At 40.1% G+C, this 23437-nt stretch carries 18 protein-coding genes and 5 pseudogenes; 11 read left to right on the plus strand and 12 right to left on the minus strand.

What is annotated here, in order from left to right; all coding sequences use genetic code 11:
- Positions 1–160: 160 nt before the first annotated feature.
- Positions 161–908, minus strand: a pseudogene (locus BTN49_RS22085) (transposase).
- Between the two features lie 441 nt (positions 909–1349).
- Between BTN49_RS22085 and BTN49_RS05585 the strand changes: the two are divergent.
- Positions 1350–2765 (plus strand): DEAD/DEAH box helicase, encoded by a 1416-nt coding sequence (locus tag BTN49_RS05585; RefSeq protein ID WP_097356354.1) that lies wholly within the window; start codon positions 1350–1352, stop codon positions 2763–2765.
- 104 nt (positions 2766–2869) lie between these two features.
- Here BTN49_RS05585 and BTN49_RS20540 read toward each other — a convergent pair whose 3' ends face one another.
- From BTN49_RS20540 to BTN49_RS05640, 8 genes and pseudogenes are all read right to left on the minus strand, one after another.
- Positions 2870–3040 (minus strand): IS1 family transposase, encoded by a 171-nt coding sequence (locus tag BTN49_RS20540; RefSeq protein WP_097356355.1) that lies wholly within the window; start codon positions 3038–3040, stop codon positions 2870–2872.
- Positions 3041–3131: 91 nt separating this feature from the next.
- Complete coding sequence (locus tag BTN49_RS05595) at positions 3132–3359, minus strand: tyrosine-type recombinase/integrase (RefSeq protein WP_097356356.1); 228 nt, start codon at positions 3357–3359, stop codon at positions 3132–3134.
- 797 nt (positions 3360–4156) lie between these two features.
- Positions 4157–4528, minus strand: a complete 372-nt coding sequence (locus BTN49_RS05605) for a helix-turn-helix domain-containing protein (protein ID WP_097356358.1) — start codon at positions 4526–4528, stop codon at positions 4157–4159.
- 1238 nt (positions 4529–5766) lie between these two features.
- Positions 5767–6225 (minus strand): annotated as a pseudogene (gene terL / locus BTN49_RS20545) (phage terminase large subunit).
- A gap of 69 nt (positions 6226–6294) precedes the next feature.
- On the minus strand, positions 6295–6801 hold the full coding sequence (terL, locus tag BTN49_RS05620) for a phage terminase large subunit (protein ID WP_097356361.1): 507 nt from the start codon (positions 6799–6801) through the stop codon (positions 6295–6297).
- A gap of 294 nt (positions 6802–7095) precedes the next feature.
- Complete coding sequence (locus tag BTN49_RS05625) at positions 7096–7506, minus strand: portal protein (RefSeq protein WP_097356362.1); 411 nt, start codon at positions 7504–7506, stop codon at positions 7096–7098.
- A 180-nt stretch (positions 7507–7686) separates the two neighbouring features.
- Positions 7687–7893 (minus strand): hypothetical protein, encoded by a 207-nt coding sequence (locus tag BTN49_RS05635; protein ID WP_097356364.1) that lies wholly within the window; start codon positions 7891–7893, stop codon positions 7687–7689.
- 447 nt (positions 7894–8340) lie between these two features.
- Complete coding sequence (locus BTN49_RS05640) at positions 8341–8616, minus strand: hypothetical protein (protein ID WP_223823837.1); 276 nt, start codon at positions 8614–8616, stop codon at positions 8341–8343.
- Between the two features lie 1408 nt (positions 8617–10024).
- Between BTN49_RS05640 and BTN49_RS05645 the strand changes: the two are divergent.
- Positions 10025–10919, plus strand: a pseudogene (locus tag BTN49_RS05645) (IS5 family transposase).
- A 1078-nt stretch (positions 10920–11997) separates the two neighbouring features.
- The gene (gene rnd, locus BTN49_RS05650; protein ID WP_097356366.1) at positions 11998–13122 is read left to right on the plus strand and encodes a ribonuclease D; all 1125 of its coding nucleotides are present in this window, start codon (positions 11998–12000) and stop codon (positions 13120–13122) included.
- A gap of 647 nt (positions 13123–13769) precedes the next feature.
- On the opposite strand, the gene minE is transcribed toward rnd, so the two are convergent.
- The 3 genes from minE to minC are packed head-to-tail and all read right to left on the minus strand — an operon-like array spanning position 13770 to position 15531.
- Positions 13770–14033: a cell division topological specificity factor MinE gene (gene minE / locus BTN49_RS05655; protein WP_097356367.1), complete on the minus strand. Its 264-nt coding sequence runs from the start codon at positions 14031–14033 to the stop codon at positions 13770–13772.
- 3 nt (positions 14034–14036) lie between these two features.
- Complete coding sequence (gene minD, locus BTN49_RS05660; protein WP_097356368.1) at positions 14037–14849, minus strand: septum site-determining protein MinD; 813 nt, start codon at positions 14847–14849, stop codon at positions 14037–14039.
- A 19-nt stretch (positions 14850–14868) separates the two neighbouring features.
- A complete protein-coding gene (minC, locus tag BTN49_RS05665; RefSeq protein ID WP_097356369.1) occupies positions 14869–15531 on the minus strand; it encodes a septum site-determining protein MinC in 663 nt (220 codons plus the stop codon).
- A gap of 372 nt (positions 15532–15903) precedes the next feature.
- On the opposite strand from minC, the gene BTN49_RS05670 reads away from it, so the two are divergent.
- The 8 genes and pseudogenes from BTN49_RS05670 to BTN49_RS17565 all read left to right on the plus strand — a co-directional run.
- Entirely contained in the window at positions 15904–16170 is a 267-nt protein-coding gene (locus BTN49_RS05670) for a YcgL domain-containing protein (protein WP_097356370.1), read from the plus strand.
- Positions 16171–16201: 31 nt separating this feature from the next.
- On the plus strand, positions 16202–17179 hold the full coding sequence (locus BTN49_RS05675) for a lytic murein transglycosylase (RefSeq protein WP_097356371.1): 978 nt from the start codon (positions 16202–16204) through the stop codon (positions 17177–17179).
- 783 nt (positions 17180–17962) lie between these two features.
- Complete coding sequence (gene msbA, locus BTN49_RS05680; protein WP_097356372.1) at positions 17963–19717, plus strand: lipid A ABC transporter ATP-binding protein/permease MsbA; 1755 nt, start codon at positions 17963–17965, stop codon at positions 19715–19717.
- Between the two features lie 3 nt (positions 19718–19720).
- Positions 19721–20752, plus strand: a complete 1032-nt coding sequence (lpxK, locus tag BTN49_RS05685; protein ID WP_097356373.1) for a tetraacyldisaccharide 4'-kinase — start codon at positions 19721–19723, stop codon at positions 20750–20752.
- Complete coding sequence (locus tag BTN49_RS05690; protein ID WP_097356374.1) at positions 20733–20912, plus strand: Trm112 family protein; 180 nt, start codon at positions 20733–20735, stop codon at positions 20910–20912. The genes lpxK and BTN49_RS05690 overlap by 20 nt, the downstream gene beginning before the upstream one ends.
- Positions 20909–21664 carry a 3-deoxy-manno-octulosonate cytidylyltransferase gene (gene kdsB / locus BTN49_RS05695; RefSeq protein ID WP_097356375.1) on the plus strand — a complete coding sequence of 252 codons (756 nt, stop codon included), beginning with the start codon at positions 20909–20911 and terminating at the stop codon, positions 21662–21664. The genes BTN49_RS05690 and kdsB overlap by 4 nt, the downstream gene beginning before the upstream one ends.
- 236 nt (positions 21665–21900) lie before the next feature.
- Positions 21901–22336: pseudogene (locus BTN49_RS12905) on the plus strand (transposase); the annotation flags it as partial.
- Positions 22336–23436, plus strand: a pseudogene (locus BTN49_RS17565) (IS256 family transposase); the annotation flags it as partial. The pseudogenes BTN49_RS12905 and BTN49_RS17565, both read left to right, overlap by 1 nt.
- Between the last annotated feature and the right edge of the window lies 1 nt (position 23437).

Here is a 23437-nt window from a genome sequence, read left to right on the forward strand (position 1 = left end):
TACTGGGAGGAATGGCATCCTAGAAATGAAGTTTTGAAGGTGTTGAAAGAGGACAAACAGGTGGAGTAGAAAAGGACAGGATATATCACAAACATGCATAAGCAGAGATAGCAATGTTTAGCTATAAACAGTTGCTCAGATCTAAACTCACTCTTCATAATTAACCTGAGATCTGCATAAGCGCTTGCTTATCAAATCTAGTCATCCTGATGTTCGGCTTCTGTGGTTGAAATGAATACGCTATGAGCCCACCAGCAAGTTGACTATAAAGCTGGTACAATTACGGTGCCGAAAATGCTCGATTTGGGATATGTTTTTTAGTTGGTTAAGAACGGTTTCAATAATAAATCGTTTCTAGAGCATCAGGTGGTCCTAAAATCTCATCACTTTTGGTTTCATATTATTTTTCATACCCGTGATCAGTTTAACTCCCTTGTCTATAAGTTTCCGCTCCAATGAACCAGAGATATAACCTTTATCTCAGTAGTAAATACCGCATCGTTCCTTTACTGCGCTTCGCGGTACCTTTAAAAATCTGATGTCTAAGAATGCGTAGGTTGTGATAAACCTGTAGCTTGGACGAATCAACGAAGGAAATCCCTGTCTGCTTTACCTGACGGTCAGTGAGATAATAAAAAAGCGGAATCAGAACACCTTGTATGAGCTGGAGCATTTTCGTGTAGCTGACTAATTCAGGAAATTCGTTGGTGAGGTAGCGGCAAACAAACTGGATGTAATAGGTTTTGAAGTTTCGAGAGCAATATTGATGGAAAGCTATCACTATTGTTAATCACTTCGCTAACTGAGAGGCAAAAAGGGTTGTTTCTTTATTTGACACCGGAAGAAATTCGGTATTTTTTCCATGCAGTGAGGAAAGCCTAGCAGAAGTCGTCGACATTGACAAAAATAGCATTTCAGTTATTCATGCCAAACTCCTTATGCAATTTATAGTTTTTTTCAAACGATCAGATCACGACTTGGGCATTTAGTTCATTTCTTATGCGTAGTTCAGGTTAATTATAATGCTCAAGTTAGAGAAGCGCTGGAAAATGTGAAAGTAATGAAGAAAGTTATAAGACTCGGTATGCATATTTGCCAGCAAACAAACTAGGACTGTAAAAAATATTGAGCTCAGTGCGTTATAGGTCTGATTTAATCAACAACGCCAGTTGATTGGGTATAGTGTCAGATCTTCCACTTGTGCTTATTATAGGATAAACTTACTAAGAGATAGCTAAGTTGTTTAAAGTATTAGGCCTCGAAAGCTGGTGAGATTTCATAAGTCTTCCATGTGTTCATGTTTATATTCCTGCCTGAGATACCAAATTTTATAAGAGAGAATTGAATTTATGGGTTTTACCGCGTTAGGTCTGTCAGCTCCAATCCTCAGAGCAATTCAAGAACAAGGTTATGTTACACCGTTACCTATCCAGCTACAGGCTATTCCTGCTGTTCTTGAAGGACATGATGTTATGGCTGTAGCCCAAACTGGAACGGGGAAAACTGCTGGTTTTACGCTGCCTATTTTAGAATGTCTGAGAGCTGGTTCACTTGTAAAGAACAACCATATTCGTGTTCTAATCCTAGCACCAACGCGTGAACTTGCTGCGCAAATCAATGAAAATGTTATTAAGTACAGTCGATATTTGCGTGTGAGCACATTCGTTGTTTTTGGTGGTGTGAAAATTAATCCACAAAAAATGCGACTACGCCAAGGCAGTGATATCTTGGTGGCGACTCCAGGTCGTTTGATAGATCTTTACAACCAAAACGCCGTGAAGTTCTCTCAGTTGGAAGTATTGGTACTTGATGAAGCTGATCGTATGTTAGATATGGGCTTCATTCTCGATATTCGTAGGATACTTAATATGTTACCTAAACAACGTCAGAACTTGCTGTTTTCTGCAACCTTCTCGGATGAGATTCGAGAGTTGGCTAAAGGCTTGGTGAACGAACCTGTTGAGATTTCAGTAACACCAGTGAATTCGACAGCTACAACCGTAGAACAATGTATTTATCCGGTTGATAAGGGTAAAAAAGCGTTCATGTTGGTAAGGTTAATCAAAGATGGTAACTGGCGGAAAGTGCTTGTATTCAGTCGTACCAAACATGGTGCAAATAAGCTTGCACACTACCTAAACGACCAAGGCATTGCCGCTGCTTCCATCCATGGTAATAAAAGCCAAGGTGCACGTACTAGAGCATTGGCTGATTTTAAGTCTGGTCAAGTGCGTGTTCTAGTAGCTACTGACATCGCAGCTCGTGGCATTGATATTCCACAGTTACCACAAGTTGTTAATTTCGATTTGCCAAGTGTATCTGAGGATTATGTTCACCGTATCGGCCGTACTGGTCGTGCGGGTGAATCTGGTAAAGCTATATCATTGGTGTGTGCTGACGAAGCCATCTACCTCTTTAGTATTGAACGTTTGATTAAACAAGTACTACCACGTATTGAGTTGGTGAATTTCACACTAAGTGCTCAGTTACCTGAATTAAAGCTGGATACAACTCCGATTAAGGCTAGAAGACCAACGAAATCTAAACTAGGTTCTTCAGATAAAACTCGTTCTTGTGAAAACGCACACAAACACAAGTCTATAGGTATAAACCAACGTAATTTAGGGTCCAAAAGAAAAAAAAGTATAGCAAGTGGTTCACGTCAAGGTGGTAATCACTTAGGTGCTGAGGGTCAAAATATTAGCGGGTCTGGCAAAGCAGTACAAAGACATAGAGTACGAACGGTGAACAAAAGTATAGTGTAGGAAAACTAACTTTCAGTGCTGATAATAGGTATTCAGCGGGTACTGATGCTTGAAAACGAGCGGTGCTTTTGTGCGGTGTAGTGTCTGATCCTTTTCTTTACGTACTATCTAAAAAGGTGTTGTGTATAGAGTTTGCTAATAATGTGTGTATCCTCAGGAAAGATATCGTACACACGGAAACAGTCCGTGTACAAAAATACAACATTGAATATGGATAACTGATTGGAAGATAAATTGAATATTTTTCTTTCATGATAACCAAATGCGTGAGCAATAACATTCCAAAATTCTTAATAATATTAAGAAAATCAATTAGATAGGATAAACATGTAACATGTCAAAAAAAACGTGTAACAGCCCAATATTTTAACATTTAGCTGTAGCTAAATAACCCTCCAGTAAAGTTACGGCGTCTGCTAAATGATTGATATTCAGATGAGCGTAACGTTTAACCATGGTAGGCGTTGAGTGACTCAGCCAGAGCATCATTTTTAACTCGGGTGTGTTATTCATAGCTAGACGTGTTACACATGTATGACGCATTACGTGTGGTATAAATTCAGGGTCATCTTTGTAGCCTAGAGCCATTCGCATCTGCTTCCAGTTTCTGTAGTTCCCCAGTTCTACATCCGGTATCTATCGCAACGATGACAAAATCCGTGATTAAGGCTCTCTTATTCACTTAGAACCAGTGAACAATTATGTGCTCTTCCTCTAAAGCAAAAAACCGTGTGCGCTCCTTATCTATTTTACACCAAGGAAACACTGGGATATACGGACAGTGTTCTGGCGATACACAGTGTTTAAGAACGACAGGGAGTTTGCTAAGACTCTTATTAATCGTACTTCTAGCACACCCTAAAATATCCAGTTGATAATCTGCGTAGGTGCATAATTTTACAGCGGTTATTTATGAGGGTGCTATATGCCAACCAAAAAAGTCTAATATTTCCCCGCTCGCTTCCTGCTCGACTTCCGGTCCTTCTGTATGTCCGGATTCCATGTGCGCATACACGCTCGTTGATAATCTGCTCCCAGCGTACCTGCTTTTTCTGAACTCGTAGACGCTCTCACAGCAGCTTTGACGGGAGACTCAAGTGAGACAGCTAGCAAACGCAACGATTTTTTAACAGCATCCCCGTGGGTCTTGCTACTTACTTGTTTGCGCTTCCCTTCTACTTTAATGCCTGCTTGGTAGGATGTACCTCGCATACGTACACGAATGTTATAAATCTTCTCTTGTTGTTCTAATGTGTTCACTTTTACCTCATCTATATTTATTTATCTCTTGTTTAGTCATTCATTTTTACAGGCTCTTTTGTCGTGAGGAACACATGTCATACTACAATATGATAGGTAAAAAGACCATCAATCCTTACATGCACTTGGAACTAGGAGAGCCCCTTTAGAGTAAAAGCCTCTTGGAAAACAGGACGTATTGTGTCTGCTAAATCCTCCCCTTTTTTAGTTAATTCTAGATACTTAGAGATATAATCATTGTGACCATAAACAACTTGGCATAAACCATAACCGTCTTCTACGTCATTTGTCAGTCGTTTACAGTGTCTACTCGCCGACGAGGGTATAATGGCGAGAAGATCCTTAATATATTTTGGGTTAACTGTATGCTGTGGATTGTTTACGACTTCAACGAAGATAATCATTTGCAGGATGTGCATTTCATGATTGACTTCTTTGCGGAAGGCTTCTATTTGTTTACGAAAACGTACACCCGAGACACCGAAAGGTGTAACTTGCTTCATTTCAGTAACCTCATAATATTTATTTTGAGTTTATAGCGGTGCATAGTGAATATTACAAATACCACAACAAACTGGTTACTACAGACTGTAGATGGTGAAAAAGCATTGTGCATAAAATGGCCTTAACTGTTGTGTTGTGAGCAGAACCACAAAAAATTAGTAGTGTTTTAACGCTAAAAACTTAAAGAGACCCCAGCAGTAAAATTTTAATCTACTCATCAGCCACTACTGCTCACCTTCGACTCTCTGAGTGCAAGCAGTGGTTTCTTTTACATACTAAATTGTTAAAGAGCGGGGAGCGCGTTGTGTGCTTCGCGTCTCTAATTAGTCATAAGCAGTCTCTAAACAACCCCTAACTAAAGGTGCATGATTCAACCTCATCGCGTAGCTAGCATACGTAGCTCTGTTGTTTATTTTATAGGTACGCCGTTTTTGATAACACCACGCTGTTTATTTAAAAAGCTTTAGTCATTAATTCTTAATTATGTAGTGAGACAAGTCATCCTGTTTACACTGTGCAGTGTGGCATATCAGTTAGCAAGCTTTTATTTGCTTTATTTTAGTATTCACTCTTATTCCGTAGGTATCTTGTTGTTTCATATATATAAAAATATATTTAAGGAGCCACAGCAAACTATAATTGACACCCTAATAGAAAAATACGAAGAGGGAGATCGCCCCAAAAAGTTGTTTATTCTAGGCACCTTGGGTTTTGCTCTGTGTGTCTCTGCAGGTATTTATGGAGGTAATACTGGAAGAAAAAAGCAGACTCATATAGGCACGCGTGAGAGCGAAAAAATCTGGGCAAACAGGCGTGACAAAATTGGGAATCTTAATCCCAGCAGTTGCTACATGTATTTCCTATTAAATACCTTTAACATCAATATGTTATGCAGTTATTTGGCAGGTTGCGTGTGGTTCTCATGTGGAAACGTGTAACTAAGAACGTAAATGAGAGTACGCCTTCTCCATGAGAATTTTTTTAGAATCAAAAGCTTATGGAATCCTCTGGTGAGCCGGCTACCCCACGGGGAGAATCCTGCGACCGTTATCTGTAAAAAGACCTCACAGATTTTTTTGAAGTAAAATGTTTGGGACTCACAGTGACGTGAAGTTGCTCCTCAACTGAGTCAGTTTCTACTTAGATTCTGGTAACTGCCTGCATACGCAATGAAATCATCCAACTCTTTATCTAAAAGCTCTGTGCGAGCTGCATCTTCTATCGCATGTTCATCTATTTAGCGCGTCCAGTAATTCACGGCTATTGCTAGACAATTCAGCCTGTCGTCATGTTTCAAAGCTCCTTTATCCATCGTTACACTCGCCATTTGGTAAAAGAGAGAGTAAGATAATTCCGCAGCTATATTCTGCGCGTCTCTTTCGATAAGCTTGTAGTCAACCAATAACTTATGCTGCATCATGACGGGTTTTAGCGTATTAATAATACGGCGTTCTTTCTGGACGTGGTGCCTTACCTCTTCGATAGAGCAAGGGTAAATACGGTTAACGAAAGGTCGTAATAATTATCCGAACATACCGTCATCGAAATTAGACTCGTAGACAATCTTATTTGCCTTATGCGTCTTCGCTGCCTCTGTGATTTTCGTTAAGTTCTGCAGGGCGTAGCCTTCCGGCAGACCCTCAGATTCCACTAGGAAGATATAACCATTAAGGAAGTAGGTAACATTATAAGCCATTCTATCCTTACCGCGTCCTGAAGGGTCTATACTCAGTAAGCGTACTGTGATCGCGCTCACAGACTCGTCCTAGAACAAGGGGTGATAGTAGTGGTCACTAGCCAAGCCTAGCACCTGTAGCTCTGTGATGCGTTTAACAGGGTCATTGCACCAATCGTAGGACGTAGGGGCTTTCTCTCGCGCAATGTTTGACACGATTAAATCGCAAAGTTTCAGCGGGTAGTTATCTGCATCACTGAGAGCTGTGTCAAGCATGAACTGCAAGGCAAAACCACCTTTGCCGTAAGACCTACGTCGCTCCTTTAAATCCGCATCTGTGAAACGAGAGGGGTCTATGCTATACCCAATCAGGGCTGCTCCTTCTGCTCTACTTTTTATTAAGGGAGAAAACCGTGACTTGCTGTCAAAGACATAGGCATCTCGTTGTTTTGCTGTGGGATATAAGGCAGGCAAAATTCGCACTTCATAACCACGCTCCGCGATGATGTTATACACTGATATTTCAGTCTGTTGCGTCCCTAGATAGATGATACGAGAACCTTTAAGTGGCTTCAAAATAGCATCCAACTCCTTCACGATTTCCAAGAGCTTATCCCGTGCATATTAGGTGGCTGAGTTATTTAGCACCTCGATATGATCCGCAATTATAAAATCTGCACGGGAGCCTGTTAGTTGCCCGTAATACCTACGGCCTTAACCGATGGCGACTAGTCGGCGAGTGCTAACGCAAGCGCAACGTCCTCTGGCAAACGTTCCCTTTCTATCTCTTCACAGACAATAATCCGTAAGAGTCTTCCCGTGCTGTTCCGTTGTACAACATACTTATCCAAGCGATATAAACGTGAGTAGTCTTTGCCGACGAAAAGTAAGCTATTGCCGATAATGAGCAGCTGCTTCATACCCCTCGAAGAGGGCTGCTAGCAACCCCCACTGTTCAATAGACCGCCAAACTAGCTTTTCAGTTTGTGCTAGTGTTATGTCGAGTTGACCTTTGCCCTCAGTATTAACACCAAAGTTGTGTGAGTGTTTTGGATCAATCGTGATGCGCATGAAGGTTCGGTTGGGAGGGAAGAATACTAACAGTAGCTTGGCAGCCAATTGCTTAATAGCTCGAACACCAAAACCGTCGTGAGGAAACTTGAAGTTTGTTGTGTTGTTTTCTACTGCCTTCGGCAGTAATGAGGGAATTGTCAAGTTTGCGCATAGACGATCGCGTGACAAGTAGGGTTTCCACTCAGCACTTAATCTTAAAAATAGATTGGCTATATTGTCTATTTTTATCCCTTATTGTTAAGTCCAGATGATGTGTTCGCCTTGTTAATCTTAAGGTCTGGCTGAAAAGAACCCGCCCCACGACATTGTACCGCTAGTATTTGTTGCTTGTTCTTCTTAGAGACTCCCGAAAGTTCTACATCAGTGACAGGTACTGTAAGTACTAGGAAGACGGGTTGGGGTATTGGCTTATGGCCTCCGCACATTGGCAAACTCCTCATCATCAGCGAGTGTTTCCTCACGATCTTCTTCATTAACCTTAATCATTTCCAACTGTGCTATGATTTCTGGTAAGCTAAGCTTGAAGCTGATTTTGCGTTCACTATCTCGCATACCAATAGTAATGTTATTATTTCGTGTAAGTGCTGTGATTAACATGTCCAGTGTCGTGTGCATGTGCTATCTCCTCTCGTTGTATTGTTAGATTCCCATTTTATCCTCCTTCAAGACACCGAAGTCATGTGTGAGTGGATCGAATGTAACAACGCCCTCGCAATATTCCCCGTACCTTAAAACTCTGGATATCATACCACTTTGGTAGATAAATTCTTTTTCGTGCCCAGCTTTAGTGAAGTACCAGATAAGTTGCTTTAAGCGCGAAGCTGTTGCTGCCTTTGCATGTTTAACTTCGGTATCCCCTCAGCGCTTTCCAGATTTGATAGTGTGCACACACGCTTCCCAAGCGAAAGGCTCTTCTTCGAGAAGGGCTGTCGCGGTTACCTATACCGATGCACCCGCTATAACCCTCTGTTGTGTCTCCTGAGAGACACTGCTTAAAAAAACATTTTTTCACCGTTACGCTCAGCTTGAAAGTGGGATAAAATCTGTTTCTGGATTGAAATCCTACACCGGCATTTGATGTAAGTCTTTATCTTCATTTATAATAATTTTTCGCCAGTCTGGATAAGACTCAGGGTCTGTCTCTGAAATGCCTAGGACATCGTCAGCTTCTATCCCTTCTATTAACAAACTCTCATAATTGTCGATTATGTACTTGCGGGCGACTCCCAATGCAAGAGGACGTATGATTTTGCTTCTATTCGCTTTGTATGATGGAAAAATATCTTTTCGCCAATTCGTCATGCCCGTCAAGCATGCTATAAGTTTTGTTGCCTTAATTTGCTCCTTTTATACAAAGACCTCATGCACTACGTGCGGTTTACCTCGTTTTGGCGCTGTGTGATAGGCGGTGAGAGCTTCTGCGAACTTATCGATGCTTTTGCCTATTAAAAGTGAGCCATAAGCTGTATTTGATTCCTTTCCCTTGCTGGCTTCTGTAGTCAGTTCATTCATGAGTTGTGTGTAGTGTTCTTCGCGTTGCGTGTACTCACTGTCGATTTATCGGATATAAAGTTTGCGAGGAGCTGTCATGTTTAGTTTCAAGTCTTCGGGAGTTGGACGGATGAAACTTATAGTTGTTTCAGATGTGCGAATGCCTACGAGAGTCATTGTATAGATTCCTTTTTGTTATTTTTTGGATTTAAATCATTGGAAGTGGAGCTGGGAGTGAGACTTACAGTGACTTGCAGTTCTATTTATTATCTTCTCCTTTTCTTCTGTTTTTCCCCTTATCTTCCTTCACCTTCGTTTACTTATCTATAAATAAATATCTTGATTTCTAACACACGTTCTCCAGAAATATGAAGCACTAAAAGTATTAATAACGATAAATGAGAGCGTTCTCCCTGAGACTACCTTGTAAGTGTTTCTATCCCTTAATAAGAACTTCCTGCTATAAAAACGTGTGCTTTATCAACAATTGAGAGTGTAATATGTAATATAACATTGCAGTCAGTACTGCATGCCAACACACAAAAAAACCAAGATTGGCAACTAGGGCTAATATATTACTACTTTAATTTTAATAACTTATAAATGAATTGCCTATCTTCTCTAAAATGCACTCCCCACTAAGATAAGTTGAGTCTTCAGAATAAGTTTCTTCAATCGAAGCTTCCAAGTATATTTGAGCCTGCACTGGTTATTTTAGTTACCTATTAAAAACCAGTGTTTATCTCCTTTGCAGAGAAGCACCACTTCATGTACATGAAAAGGGAATGTGATTACATAGTGTGGTGTATGTTTTTTAGGATCTAACTGCATTAATATTGATGTATAATCCTCGAGATGAGTCGAGGATACCCACATTATTCATAGCAAGTTAAACTTGCTGTTTTTTATCCTCGCTTGAAAAGCCGTGTATGTATATTCAAGCTGAAAGGTTTAGAAACATGATTGGTAACAAGAGCATTATTTTTAACCGTTCTTGTCTGCAGATAAAAACGACATTCAATGTCAATTGAAACCATAATGATCACCATTTAAAAGTATGGCATGTTAGATAAATAAAAATCTATTGAAGACATGACCAAGATGACCGTACATCAATACAACTTTTCCTATACAACATTAATGTGACTCATTTTGAATGAAAAATTTCCGTATGTAATAGGTATTGTTTCCCAAATATCTGAACTAATCTCAATACCTTCAATCAGATTATCATGGAGTTAAGCGGGAGGTGATGATGGGAAAAACCAAGCACAAGATCAGCAACTGTAAACAATATAATCAAGCATTAATAAACCGAATCTCAGTCACTTCTGGGATAAATTCCGCCGCCATTAAGGCCGTGTATTGTCTAAAGCATCATGGTCATAGTGGCCGTGGGTTTATTATTTTCGGATACTACGATCGAAACGGTATTGATGGTGAAAGGTATTTTCAAACTCCTACTTCGTGGATTAGAAGGCTTCCTAAATTTGGTTCTTACGTTGATGGATTTCCCGCTGAGATCCCCTACATATACTTGCATTAGTAAGCGTTCGAAGAACGTAGAAGTTAAGTACCTTTTTCCGAGTCGAAGGAGCTGTCGCCCACGTCGTTATTGATGCGACAGGCCTAAAGGTCTACGGAGAAGGTGAATGGAAAACACGTAAATACGGTAAGGAGAAGCGACATATTTGGCGCAAATTCTATCTTGCCGTTGATGTGTTTACTCATGAGGTTATTGCTGCAGCGGTTAGCCTAGTTTTTGTGAATGATAATGAGTTTTATCTACATTGCTTAATCTATTACGACGAAAGATACAGCAAGTCAGTGCTGATGGAGTTTATAATACAAGAGCATGTCACCACGTACGGAAAAATATAGGAATAACGTTCAGTATTCCACCTTGAAGCAACATGGAGTACTGGGAAGAATGACATCCTAAAAATGAAGCTGTAAAGGTATTGAAAAAGGACAGGGTTTATCACAAATGCTTATTAGCAGAGACAGCAATGTTTCGCTATAAACAGTTACTAAGTCCTAAACTCACTCTTCATAATTACAATGCTCAAGTTGTTGAAACGATGGTAAATATGAAAGCGATGAACAAAGTTATAAAACTCGATATGCCTGTTTGCCTGCAGACAAATTAAAACTGTAAAACAGATTGAGATCAGTGCGTTATAGGCCTGATTTAATCAACAACGCCTATGTAATATGTAAAATTGTTCATGACTGGTGATGATGTGATGTTCTTGCAATACATTGGTGGTACCACCAGTATCTAAAAATGCGCAGTACTTACTCATCGAAATATGCGGATAGATGTCAATGAGGCTAAATCTACCTACTACTCTACTATTTTTGATGGGAGGGAGTTGCAGAGAAAAGGATTACCAATCCTAGCAAGGCTACTTGCCGCGATCTCAAGCGTAGAAAATAGTTTCGACCGATGATGTACGGAAGTGAGTTGACTATATCGTCTAATTTGATAAAGGTAGTGTATTGCACATTGTCAACCTTAAGAAGGGGATTATTTTATTCTCTGCTTTTAACGTATATACCAAAATAACTTGAAGATGTACGATTTCAGAGGTCATCAGTGTGTTCAGTTCGAGGTAAATCCTTATATGAATAATCACTCCATTTCACTGGAATTTAACAACAAAAGTGGCATATCCATACCTTCCTGTAGGGCGAGATCAATGACGCCACGCTCGGTGTTCTTCCTTTTTTATGGAACTGACTGTGCCTACAAATGGATGCTTTGATTATGACATCAGTAAATCTAGCTGAAACCTCCATCTTCAAGTTATTTTGGTATATATGAATGGAATTGAAAGTATATTTCCATTGTATGGTCATTAGATAACCTCCCAAAATATCAATCGGAGTTGTGGCTATTTGTGTTGTTAAAGATGACCTAGGTATGATATGTGAAGAGTTACCTGCTCATTCCTGTCAACTATTGACTGTTTATAAAGTGCATAAAATTGTTGAATTTTATGAAAAACTTCTAAAACCAGACGTTGTTAGAATTATTCTTCAAGTATTACGTGAAGGGTAAAAAGCAAAAGTAACGGACTCGAAATGAGTAGGAAGTTATGTATGTCCCGTCTGAATAGCACGTACATTGAATACCATCTGGTTTTAGCAAAAAATTTTATTTGCATCCTGACGAACAAAATTGGGTATGCCCATTAAGTTATAAAATAATGACTGGAAGATATTGTGTATTTTGAAATCGTAACTAAATTATCCCAACTGGAACATGTTTGCCAACAGGCAAGAAAGATGCCTGTTGTTATGTTAGATACTGAATTTGTCCGTATTCGTACCTTGTACCCAAAACTTGGTTTAATCCAGATATTTGATGGTAAAACGCTGTCTCTGATTGATCCAATAGAACTCTATGACTTATCTCCATTGTGGGAACTCCTAGCGGATGAGTCAGTGGTTAAAGTACTGCATGCTTGCAGTGAAGATCTTGAAGTGTTTCACCACTATGCGGGTATGATGCCTATACCAATGGTTGATACGCAGATCATGGCCGCTTTTCTTGGTCATAATCTTTCAATGGGCTTTGCATCGTTGGTAAACCAATATTTGAAGGTTTCGCTCGATAAAGGGGAATCTCGCACACATTGGACTGAAAGACCACTAAGTTTAAAACAGCTTGAATATGCAGCCGCGGATGTTTACTATCTGCTCCCTCTTTATAATTTACTTGCTGAGCGAGTGAAACAAGCCGGCTGGGAAGAGGCTGTTCAGCAAGAATGTGCACTGTTGATGATCAAACGCAGTAAAACACCTGATCTTGACAATGCATATTTGAATATTAAGAACGCGTGGAAATTGAAACCAAAACAGCTTGCTGTATTGCAAAAACTGGCAAGCTGGCGGTTTAAAGAGGCGCATCGTCGAGATTTAGCGTTGAACTTTGTTGTTAAAGAACTGCATCTTTGGAAGATGGCGAGTTTAAATATCCGCTCATTAGAAAAAATGGCCGATGAAGGTTTCGACAGATTTGAGATTGAACGTCATGGTAAGCGATTACTGCTATTGGTTGAAGAAGTTGAGAGATTACCAAAAACATGCCATCCGGAAGTGGTTGAGAGATTAGTGGATCTACCTAATTACAAGCAGACGATTAAGAAAATTAAAGAGCAAACCAATGCAGTTGCAGAAACGCTTGGCGTAGTGCCTGAATTCATCGGTTCAAAAAAGCAAATCCACCAATTGCTAAAATGGGCTTGGATTCACGATCGAAATCCGGAAAATATTCCAGATTTATTGTCAGGTTGGCGTAACGCCTTCATTGGGGACAAGATGTTAGCTTTATTGGGAGATATTTGATTAAGTCGGTCATCTGGCCTTTCGTATATTCAATAGGTTAGTCTTCGTATAACACGCCTATTCTCGAATGCTGATCAATATAGCTATAATTACTAAATCTTCCAGCTCCTTTTGATTGTTACAAATCAACATTCATGTTGATATCTTAGTTTTAAAGAACTTACACTACGTTGTGTAACCACATTTTCTCTTGATGTACAAAAAGTGGTACCTATCTGTGAAGTAGATGAGCAATGGTCTTTCGTGGGTAACAATATAACCCTCGCTGGCTCTGGTATGCTTGAGAGCCTCGATCGAAGAAAATTATTGCTCATGCATTCGTGGAAGAAAAGCATTCAATTTATTCTTCCAGCGGTTATCCATATTAAAAATTACATTTTAGTGTACGGCAGGTTTCAATGTGTGCGATAACCTTCCCCATAGTAAACAACATTAATTGGCAAGCTCTATATTCAATACATTTAAGAGAGAAAATTTAATTCTCCGTACACGATTGAAACGATTACATACTCAAAATCGATAGAAATACACAACAAAGTGATGAGTATATTCATTGTACCTGAGTATTACCTTTTAAACATAATCAACTTATTGAATATATGATCCACGATAACACATCGTGAAAGGCAGTGGTTATTAGTTGCACGTTACTTATATGCGTCAGGCAACGTGACGTTCAGTTCAAGTACCGATATATCGTCATCACGTTGCTCAAGTACTACAGAAACTTGCTCTGGGGATATATCCACGTACTTGCGGATCACATTGAGAAGATCCTGTCTTAGCAAGGGTAAATACGACGGCTCATCACTACCTGCCTGCCGACGTTCAGCTACAATGATTTGTAATCGTTCCTTTGCTAAAGATGCAGATGTCTTTTTGCTAGGACGGAAAAACTCTAACAATGCCATTGTCTATCCTCCAAACAGGCGTTTTAGAAATCCTTTTCTCTCTTCTTCAAGAAATCGGAATGGACATTCTTCACCAAGAAGGCGACGAATTGCATCAGCATATGCTTGCCCAGCATCGGACTCTTCGTCCAAGATAATAGGTTCACCCTTGTTTGATGCATGTAGTACGGAAGGACTCTCTGGAATAACGCTTAGGAGCGGTATACGAAGGATTTCTTCAACGTCAGCCACACTTAGCATTTCACCGTGAGTAACACGAGAAGGATTATAACGTGTCAAGAGAAGGTGTGTCTTCATAGGTGTATTGCCGTTCTCAGCGCGGTGAGATTTGGAATCTAATATACCTAAAATACGGTCTGAGTCACGCACAGAAGAGACTTCTGGGTTTGTCGTAATGATGGCTTCATCGGCAAAATACAAAGCCATCAGTGCGCCAGTTTCAATACCAGCAGGGGAATCACAAATAATGAACTCGAAGTCCATGGTTTTGAGATCATCCAGTACACGATTTACACCTTCTTTGGTCAATGCATCTTTATCACGTGTTTGCGACGCGGGCAGAATGTAAAGGTTATCAATACGTTTGTCTTTAATCAGTGCTTGGTGAAGGCTGGCTTCACCATTAATGACGTTGACAAAGTCATAAACAACGCGACGTTCACAACCCATAATCAGGTCAAGGTTTCGTAGGCCGATATCAAAATCAATCACGGCAGTTTTCTTACCAGCTTGTGCAAGACCAGTTGCAATCGCAGCGCTCGATGTGGTTTTTCCGACTCCACCTTTGCCAGAAGTTATAACGATAATTCTTGTCATTCCTCAATCCTTTGGATAGTTAGAGTGTGAGGTGTTTAATGTCTAATGCATTATTTAGAAGTGAAATTCTTACTGATTTTGCTGCATATATATCTGGAATGGTTTCACTGAGCCAATATGTCCCAGCGATAGAAAGTAGTTCAGATTGCAAGTTCAGGCAGAAAATATGGGTGTCCCTTCGTCCGTTGGCACCCGCGATAGCGCGACCACGAAGTACACCATAAATGTGAATACTTCCATCTGCGATAACTTCAGCACCCGCACTTACATGATTCAAGATAACCAAGTCTGCATTCTTAGCATAAACTTGCTGGCCTGATCGGATTGGAGTGGTTATTATTTTCGTATGGGTTTGAATAGGATCGTTAACACGATTTTGATTTGCTGGGCTCATGATGGCTAAGCCGGCTTCTTTTGCGGCCTTGCGAATATCATTTTGCTTACATCCAGTTATTCCTACAACGAGCACACCGGTTTGAGCAATGATAGTTTTTAACATGCTAAAGTCGGGTTTTTTATGTAAACGCGAAATATCGATCACAACGGGTGCACTATCGAAAAATGCAGGGGCTTGGTTAATCTTTTCAGACAACGTGCGCATGGCGCCAAGAAGATCATCGTCGAATAAATGAAGCACCGATAGTGTAAAGGAACTGCCTTTGAGTTCAGCATTTCTTATCATTGTGAGTTGTCCAACTGGGAACGGCTTATGTGAGCGTAGTTAACCACTGCTAATGTTATCATCTGGAAAAAATAGCATAGCAGTAGAATTTATTTAAATTGCGTCACGATGTTTATAAATACTAGTGTTTTCTGAGTATTATAATTAATACGATATCCGAAGCTTCTAAATAATAAAGTAGCATATATATATTATATGACATCTTTGAACATAATATATTCTTGAAAACGTAGGGGCAAGAGTCAACATAGATTATGGTAATTTTATTGCAAATTTAGTGACGTTCCTCAAATTATATTGCTCCAATTTATTATTGAAATAATCAAAGTATTATGATGACGAACCTATAGGTATGACGAGAAGAGGTATGATATGGAGTGCGCGATTCATAAGAGTAGTACAAAAGCTTTGACCTATCTTTATATTAAGCGAAAGGATGATTTTTCAGATGTCCCTATACAATTATTAACAACTTTCGGAAATCCTATCTTCGTCATGATGCTAGATGTAGGAAAGAGAGTAAGATTGGGGAGGGTCGATATTGAGAAAGTACGTAGAAGTCTAAAAACCGATGGATTCTTCCTGCAACTTCCTCTCCCGACAGATACGAGGAACTACATATTAAGGTATGAATCTTAAAGTATAACACACTAAACTATAAAGGATTTCTATGCGTATAGGATTAATAGGCATTATCACTGGGATTGTATGGACTGTTTCTACGCCTGTGATGGCAGAAAAGCCAAGTTTCAAAGGTTACGTCGCCAGTCTTAAGCAAGAGGGAATTAATAAAGGCATTGATATTTCTTTAATTGACAAGGCTTTTAATGGGATTCGTCATCGAGAAAAAGCAGTAAAAGCTGACCGTAATCAACCTGAAATGCGACTGACACTTAATGAATATATTTCTCTTGCGGTACCTGATTGGAAAGTTAAAAAAGCGCGACGTCTTTACGCTGAACATTATAATGGTCTCAAACGTATTGGAGATCATTATGGTGTACAACCGCGTTTTTTAGTTTCCCTTTGGGGAATAGAAAGTAACTTTGGTGCTTTAATCGGTAATTATGATGTTCTCGAGGCGTTAACCACTTTAGCGTATGATGGGCGTCGTGAAGATTTTTTTAGAGCGGAAATATTTTCTGCTTTAACCATTCTTCAGCAAGGACATATTGATGTGCGCGCGATGAAAGGTTCTTGGGCAGGTGCTATGGGGCAATGCCAATTTCTGCCCAGCTCGTTTTTGTCTTTTGCAGCAGATGGAAATAATGATGGTAAAAAAGATATTTGGAATTCTGAGCTAGATGTTTTTGCGTCTTCGGCCAACTATTTAAATAACGTAGGCTGGGATAACAATTACACTTGGGGACGAAAAGTTACACTTCCTAAAAAACTTGATATTAATTTACTAGGGTTAAGTGAGGGAAAGGCAAGATCTCTAGCAGAATGGCAAGCTATAGGTATTAAACCCGTGAATAGAAAAAAATTTCCAAACGTTGATATTAATGCGTGGTTGATTCAACCTGACCATAGAAATGGTCAAGCCTACATAGTTTATGGTAATTATCAGAGTTTGATGAAATGGAACCGTTCACACTATTTTGCACTTGCTGTTAGTCATCTTGCAGACAAAATTAAATCTATCTAGTGGTAGTAAGTGTCTAAATTTACGGTAAGGAATTTGAATACTCTTTCTAGCAGAATTGACGTGATGATCGTCGGTACGTTCTCCTGTAATCCTCTTTACTTGACCATATACGTTCTAATGAACGTGGCAAAGAACAATTAACTATTGGTATAAAATACGTGGGTACAGATCCATATTCACAAACCATTTTGTCTTTAAATTGCACAACCTATCTCTTCCTCCATTTCTAATACCTCCGTATATCTTCATCAGTATTGCGACCACTGCCGATTCGATAAAACTCGTGATAATTTACCCTCCAGAAATGCTTATCTGCTTATCTGTGGTGTTCTTTACCATTCTACTCTGCCTGTAATAATGAATTAGGGACGAGGAGATAGACGGATGTTTTAGGTAGGGTGCTAAGTAATCTCAGATCTGCATAAGTAAGCACTTATGCAGATCTGAGGTTAACTATGCTTTTTAGAGCATTTAATGGCGGCTTAAGATATAACACCTGTGCATTTCAGATGACGGAGGTCTTATCTCTTACCTAAAATAAACACATTATTGGAAAGCTATATACGTAACTCATTAAGAAGGGAAAGTTGCCCTTTAGGACATACTTAAAATGACTCAACCTGAAGGAATGATCATCCCTATTAATTTATGAAGGGGCAAGTAAAAGATTAGAGGTCGTCGGGTTATTACTCAATGGCTTGAAGCTGATCCTCTGAAGATGTTTTGATCGCCTAAAAGAAAAGGGTAGAATGCTTGCTACTTGCAGAAATATAAGCAATTCGAATGACAAATTACCAAGACAGAACTACCTTTGAAATTTTTAAAAAGCTGTGGCCATATATTGCCAACTATAAAGCTGGCTTGATGGTTGCCATCATTGCACTGATTATAAATGCTGCTAGCGACATTTTGATGCTTGCCATGATTAAGCCCCTTTTGGATGAAGGATTTACCTACGACAGCGTAACCGGCAATTTTCTGAAAATGATGCCACTCTACTTGGTAATTTTGATGCTTTTCCGTGGTATTTCAAGTTTTGTTTCTACTTATGGATTATCTTGGGTTTCCGGTAACGTGGTCATGAACATGCGACGGCGCATGTTCAATCATTTCATGCAAATGCCCGTAAGCTTTTTCGATAAAGAATCATCTAGTGAGTTGTTATCTCGTATTACCTATGACTCTGAACAAGTTGCAAACGCTACCAGTAGTTCATTGGTCAGCCTCGTGCGTGAAGGTGCATCTATTATTGGTCTGATGATCTTAATGTTTTACTATAGTTGGTCACTTTCAGCAATTCTGTTGTTGATTGCACCTGTTGTGGCAGGGTGTATCGGTTTTGTGTCTAAGCGCTTCCGTAAAATAGCAACAAACATGCAAGAGACTATGGGGTCAGTTACTGCTTCAGCTGAACAAATGTTAAAAGGACATAAAGTCGTATTGAGCTTTGGGGGCCAACAGGTTGAGCAAGCGCGTTTTGAAAATGTCAGCAACCAAATGCGCCAACAAACAATCAAGTTGGTGTCAGCACAGGCGATTGCTAATCCCGTTATTCAGTTTATTGCATCATTGGCATTGGTTGCAGTCCTGATGTTGGCTAATACGGATACTATCCGTTCTGAATTGACGGCAGGTACATTTGCTGTGGTATTTTGTGCCATGTTTGGTTTGATGCGTCCCTTGAAAGCATTGACAAATGTTACGCAACAATTTCAACGTGGTATGGCTGCGTGTAACAGTTTGTTTGAGCTAATGGAAATGGAAACTGAGAAAGATAATGGTGTGTACCATGTTAATCACGTGAAAGGTGATATAACAGTGAGTAATGTTGTCTTTACTTATCCAAATAAAGACAAACCTGCACTGAATGGAATCAGTTTCGACTTGGCGGCTGGGAAAACGTTGGCTCTTGTAGGGCGTTCTGGATCGGGTAAGAGTACCATTGCTAATTTGTTGACGCGTTTTTATGATATCGACAGTGGTTCCATCATGATAGATGGTATTCGCATTGAAGATTACACGTTGAGTAACCTCCGGAATCATGTTGCAAGTGTTTCCCAGAACGTGCACCTATTTAACGATACGATTGCCAATAATATTGCTTATGCTGTGGAAAAAAGTTACACCAGAGAACAGATAGAGCGCGCTGCTGAATTAGCATACGCGGCTGACTTCATTAGGAATATGGAAAATGGCTTTGACACCATAATCGGTGAAAACGGTATGCGTTTATCGGGTGGTCAACGTCAGCGAATTGCCATTGCTCGTGCATTGCTGCGTAATGTGCCTATTTTGATTTTGGATGAAGCAACTTCGGCATTGGATACTGAATCTGAACGTGCTATTCAAGCGGCACTTGATGAACTGAAGAAAGACCGTACAGTCTTAGTTATTGCACACAGACTCTCTACTATTGAAAACGCGGATGAAATCCTGGTCGTGGACGGAGGTAAGATTGTTGAGCGTGGTGTTCATACAACGCTGCTGGAAAAAGAGGGGGAATACGCGCAACTTTATCACGTTCAATTCGGAGATTAAATCGTGGAAGGATGGATAGATAAAATTTGGTTTGATAATCATTTGCTTGGTTGGCTAGGTGCGCCCTTATTATGGCCACTGAGCAAAGTGTTTGGTGCTATTGCGCGTCATCGACGCAATTTATTCCTAAAAGGTAAGAATAACGCGTATCGAGCATTTGTGCCCGTGATTGTTGTGGGTAATATTACCGTCGGTGGTAATGGTAAAACACCTGTCGTGATTTGGTTGGTTGAGAAACTGATAGCCCTCGGGATGACACCAGGTGTAGTATCACGTGGTTATGGTGGTAAAGCAGAAAGTTATCCTTTAGTATTGGATAAAAATAGTAGAGCCTGTGAAGCGGGTGATGAGCCTGTATTGATTTACCAGCGTACGGGTACACCGGTGGCGATTTCTTCTGTACGCAGTGATGCTATTAAATCACTACTGCTTCTTGGTGTAGACATTATTATCACTGATGATGGCCTTCAGCATTATAAACTATATCGAGATGTCGAATTGGTGATTGTGGATGGAAAACGGCGTTTTGGTAACGAACAATACGTGCCATTTGGTCCCCTCAGAGAACAAACTGATCGTCTCAGTAGTGTAGATTTTGTCATTTGTAATGGTGGAAAACCGCACCAAGGCGAAATAGCCATGTCATTGACACCGAGAGAACTTGTAAACATAAGAACTGGAGATAGAGTTAGTGCTAACTCTCTTGAACAAGTTATCGCTATGGCAGGTATTGGCCACCCACAGCGTTTTTTTGATACGTTAATGTCGATTGATCTCATCCCACAGCATTGCGAACCGTTCGCTGATCATAAAGACTTTAAATTTGACCAGTTGACTGTACTGGCAAACAAAGGGCGTCATCTAGTAATGACAGAAAAAGATGCTGTTAAGTGCCGAGATATGTTGCGACATAACCCAGATATTGATAATTGGTGGTATCTTCCGGTTGATGTAAACATTAACAAAGACGACACCGCTAAAATAATGAAGACTATTAAGAAGTTGAGGTATATATATGGATCACAGATTGCTTGAAATTGTGGCGTGCCCTTCCTGTAAGGGAAAATTGAACTATAATAAAGATAACAATGAGTTAGTTTGTAAATTTGATCGATTAGCGTATCCTATCCGTGATAGCATTCCAGTAATGTTGACAACGGAAGCACGTGAATTAACTTCTGAAGAAGTAAAATGAAGAAATTCATAGTCGTTATCCCTGCTCGCTATGCTTCTACCCGTTTGCCTGCAAAACCACTGATGGATATTGCTGGCAAACCTATGGTGCAGTGGGTTTACGAACAATCAGTCAAATCTGGTGCAGAAAGAGTGATTGTTGCGACGGATGATCGTCGCATATTTGATGCAGTTGACTCTTTCGGTTGTGAAGTATGTTTGACCAGCAAGGATCACCAATCTGGCACTGAACGTTTGTCAGAAGTGGTAGAAAAGTACAGGATTGCATCCGACGAAATAATCGTCAATGTTCAGGGTGATGAGCCATTAATTCCACTGAGTGTAATTCGTCAGGTTGTTAAAAATCTTACGACCTTTGTTGCACCAATGGCGACACTTGCCGTGAATATTGATCATGTCGACGAGGTGTTTAATCCTAATGTCGTGAAAGTGGTGACAGATAAAGATGGTTATGCGATGTATTTTAGTCGTGCGACCATCCCATGGAACTGTAATAATTTCGCTAAAATTTCCATGGAAAGCTACTCTAATTTGAAGCGACACATTGGTATTTATGCTTATAGAGCTGGCTTTATCAAGGCATACATTAATTGGTTACCAAGCCCAATTGAGTATATTGAGTGTTTAGAGCAGCTTCGTGTATTGTGGTATGGTGAAAAAATTCATGTAGATATGGCGATAGAAGTACCGCCAAAAGGTGTTGATACGCTTGAAGATTTAGATCTTGTGAGGAGGTTGGTTCAAGAGTTATAAATGACGCTGTTGATTAAATCAAGCCTATAACACACTGATCTTAATATTTATTACAATCTTAATTTCTCTGCTGGCGAACAGGTATACCGAGTCTTATAACTTTGTTTATCGTTCTTATATTTGCCAGCGCTTCACTAACTTGAGCATTGTAATTAATCTGATCTGCGCATAAGAAATGAACTAAATTCCCAATTTGCGATCTGATTGTTTAAAAAAACTATTACCTGCATAAGGACTTGGGTAAAAATAACTTAGACGCTGTTTTCATCGAAATCGAAGATTTCTGCCAGACTTTCCTCCCTACATGGAAAAAATACCTCATTTCTTCCGGTGTCAAAGAAAGAAGCAAGCCTTCTCATCTCTCAGTTAGCGAAGTGATGACGATAGTGATATCTTTCCATCAATCTTGGTATCTAGACTTCAAAACCTATTACATCCACTTTGTTTATCGCTACCTCACCAACGAATTTCCTGAGTTAGTCAGCTACACGCGATTGCTCAAGCTCATGCAAGGTATTTTAGCTCTGCTTTACTCTTACCTCACTCACCGTCAAGCAAAGCCGATAGGGATTGCCTTCGTTGATTCGTCCAAGTTACAAGTTTGTCACACCTCTGCATACTTAGATATCAGATTTTGAAGGTACTGAGAAGCGAGGAAAAGGAACGATGGGGTAGTGTACAATGACCATTTGCCTGAGCGTCACCTACAAACTGAGGTCGGCGACATTACCGTCAAAGTCCCAAAGATTTGAGATAAAACAGGGAGCAGGATCAAGTTTAACAGCACACTGATTCCGCCTTATCTCAAGCGAGCCAAAAACATAGAAGAGCTTATCCTTTGGTTTTATTTGCGGGGGATCTCCACGGGCGATATGCAGCCAACCCTAGAAGCGCCCTTAGGTAAGCAAGCTAAGAAGTTGTCAGTAAACAATGTTTCTCGACTCAAGCAGCAATGGGAAGCAGAATGCAACCAGTGGCGTAAGCGCGACCTAAGTAAATGGCGGTATGTCTACATTTAGGTCGATGGTATTTACTGCAAAGTTTGAATGGATGACAATCTTTGCCTGCTTGTTGTTATAGGTGTCGATGATACCTGCCGCAAGGAAATGCTAGCCGTTGTCGATGGGTACAGGGAGTCAGAGGTCAGTTGGTTTCGAGTTCTGTCACAGCTAACGTCCCAAGATATCAGTATCGCTCCTGAACGCGCCATTGGTGATGGCGCTCTCTGTTTTTGGAATGCAGTGACAAAGCATTGTCCAACGCCAGCATCATCAGTGCTGCTGGGTACACAAAACAGCCAATGTATTAAACAAAGTTCTAAAATCTGTTCAACTAAGAATGAAAAAACGCTTCACGATATTTGGATAATGGAAACACAACAAGAGGCACAGAAAGCCTTCGGACAGTTTAAAACACGATAGGGTGCTAAATATCCCAAAGCTGCGGAGTGCCTGACCAAAGATAAAGTAGAAATGCTGGCATTTTACGATTTCCCAGCCGAGCACTGGACATATATTTGAACAACAAACCCAATTGAATCAATGTTTGCAACGGTGAGACGAAGAACGAATAAAACTAAGAATTGTGGAAACTGAAAAACGACACTGGCAATGGCCTGCAAACTGATACGAAATACTGAGATTAACAGGCGTAGCCTGCGAGGCTTTAAATTACTCTCGGATATCATCAAAGGAGAGAAATTTAGAAATGGCATTCGTGAAACAAACGTCAATCATCAGGATACTGCTCTGGAAGCTGTATACCAGATTTGAC

Source organism: Candidatus Enterovibrio escicola, assembly GCF_002464935.1.
GTDB classification, from domain to species: domain Bacteria; phylum Pseudomonadota; class Gammaproteobacteria; order Enterobacterales; family Vibrionaceae; genus Enterovibrio; species Enterovibrio escicola.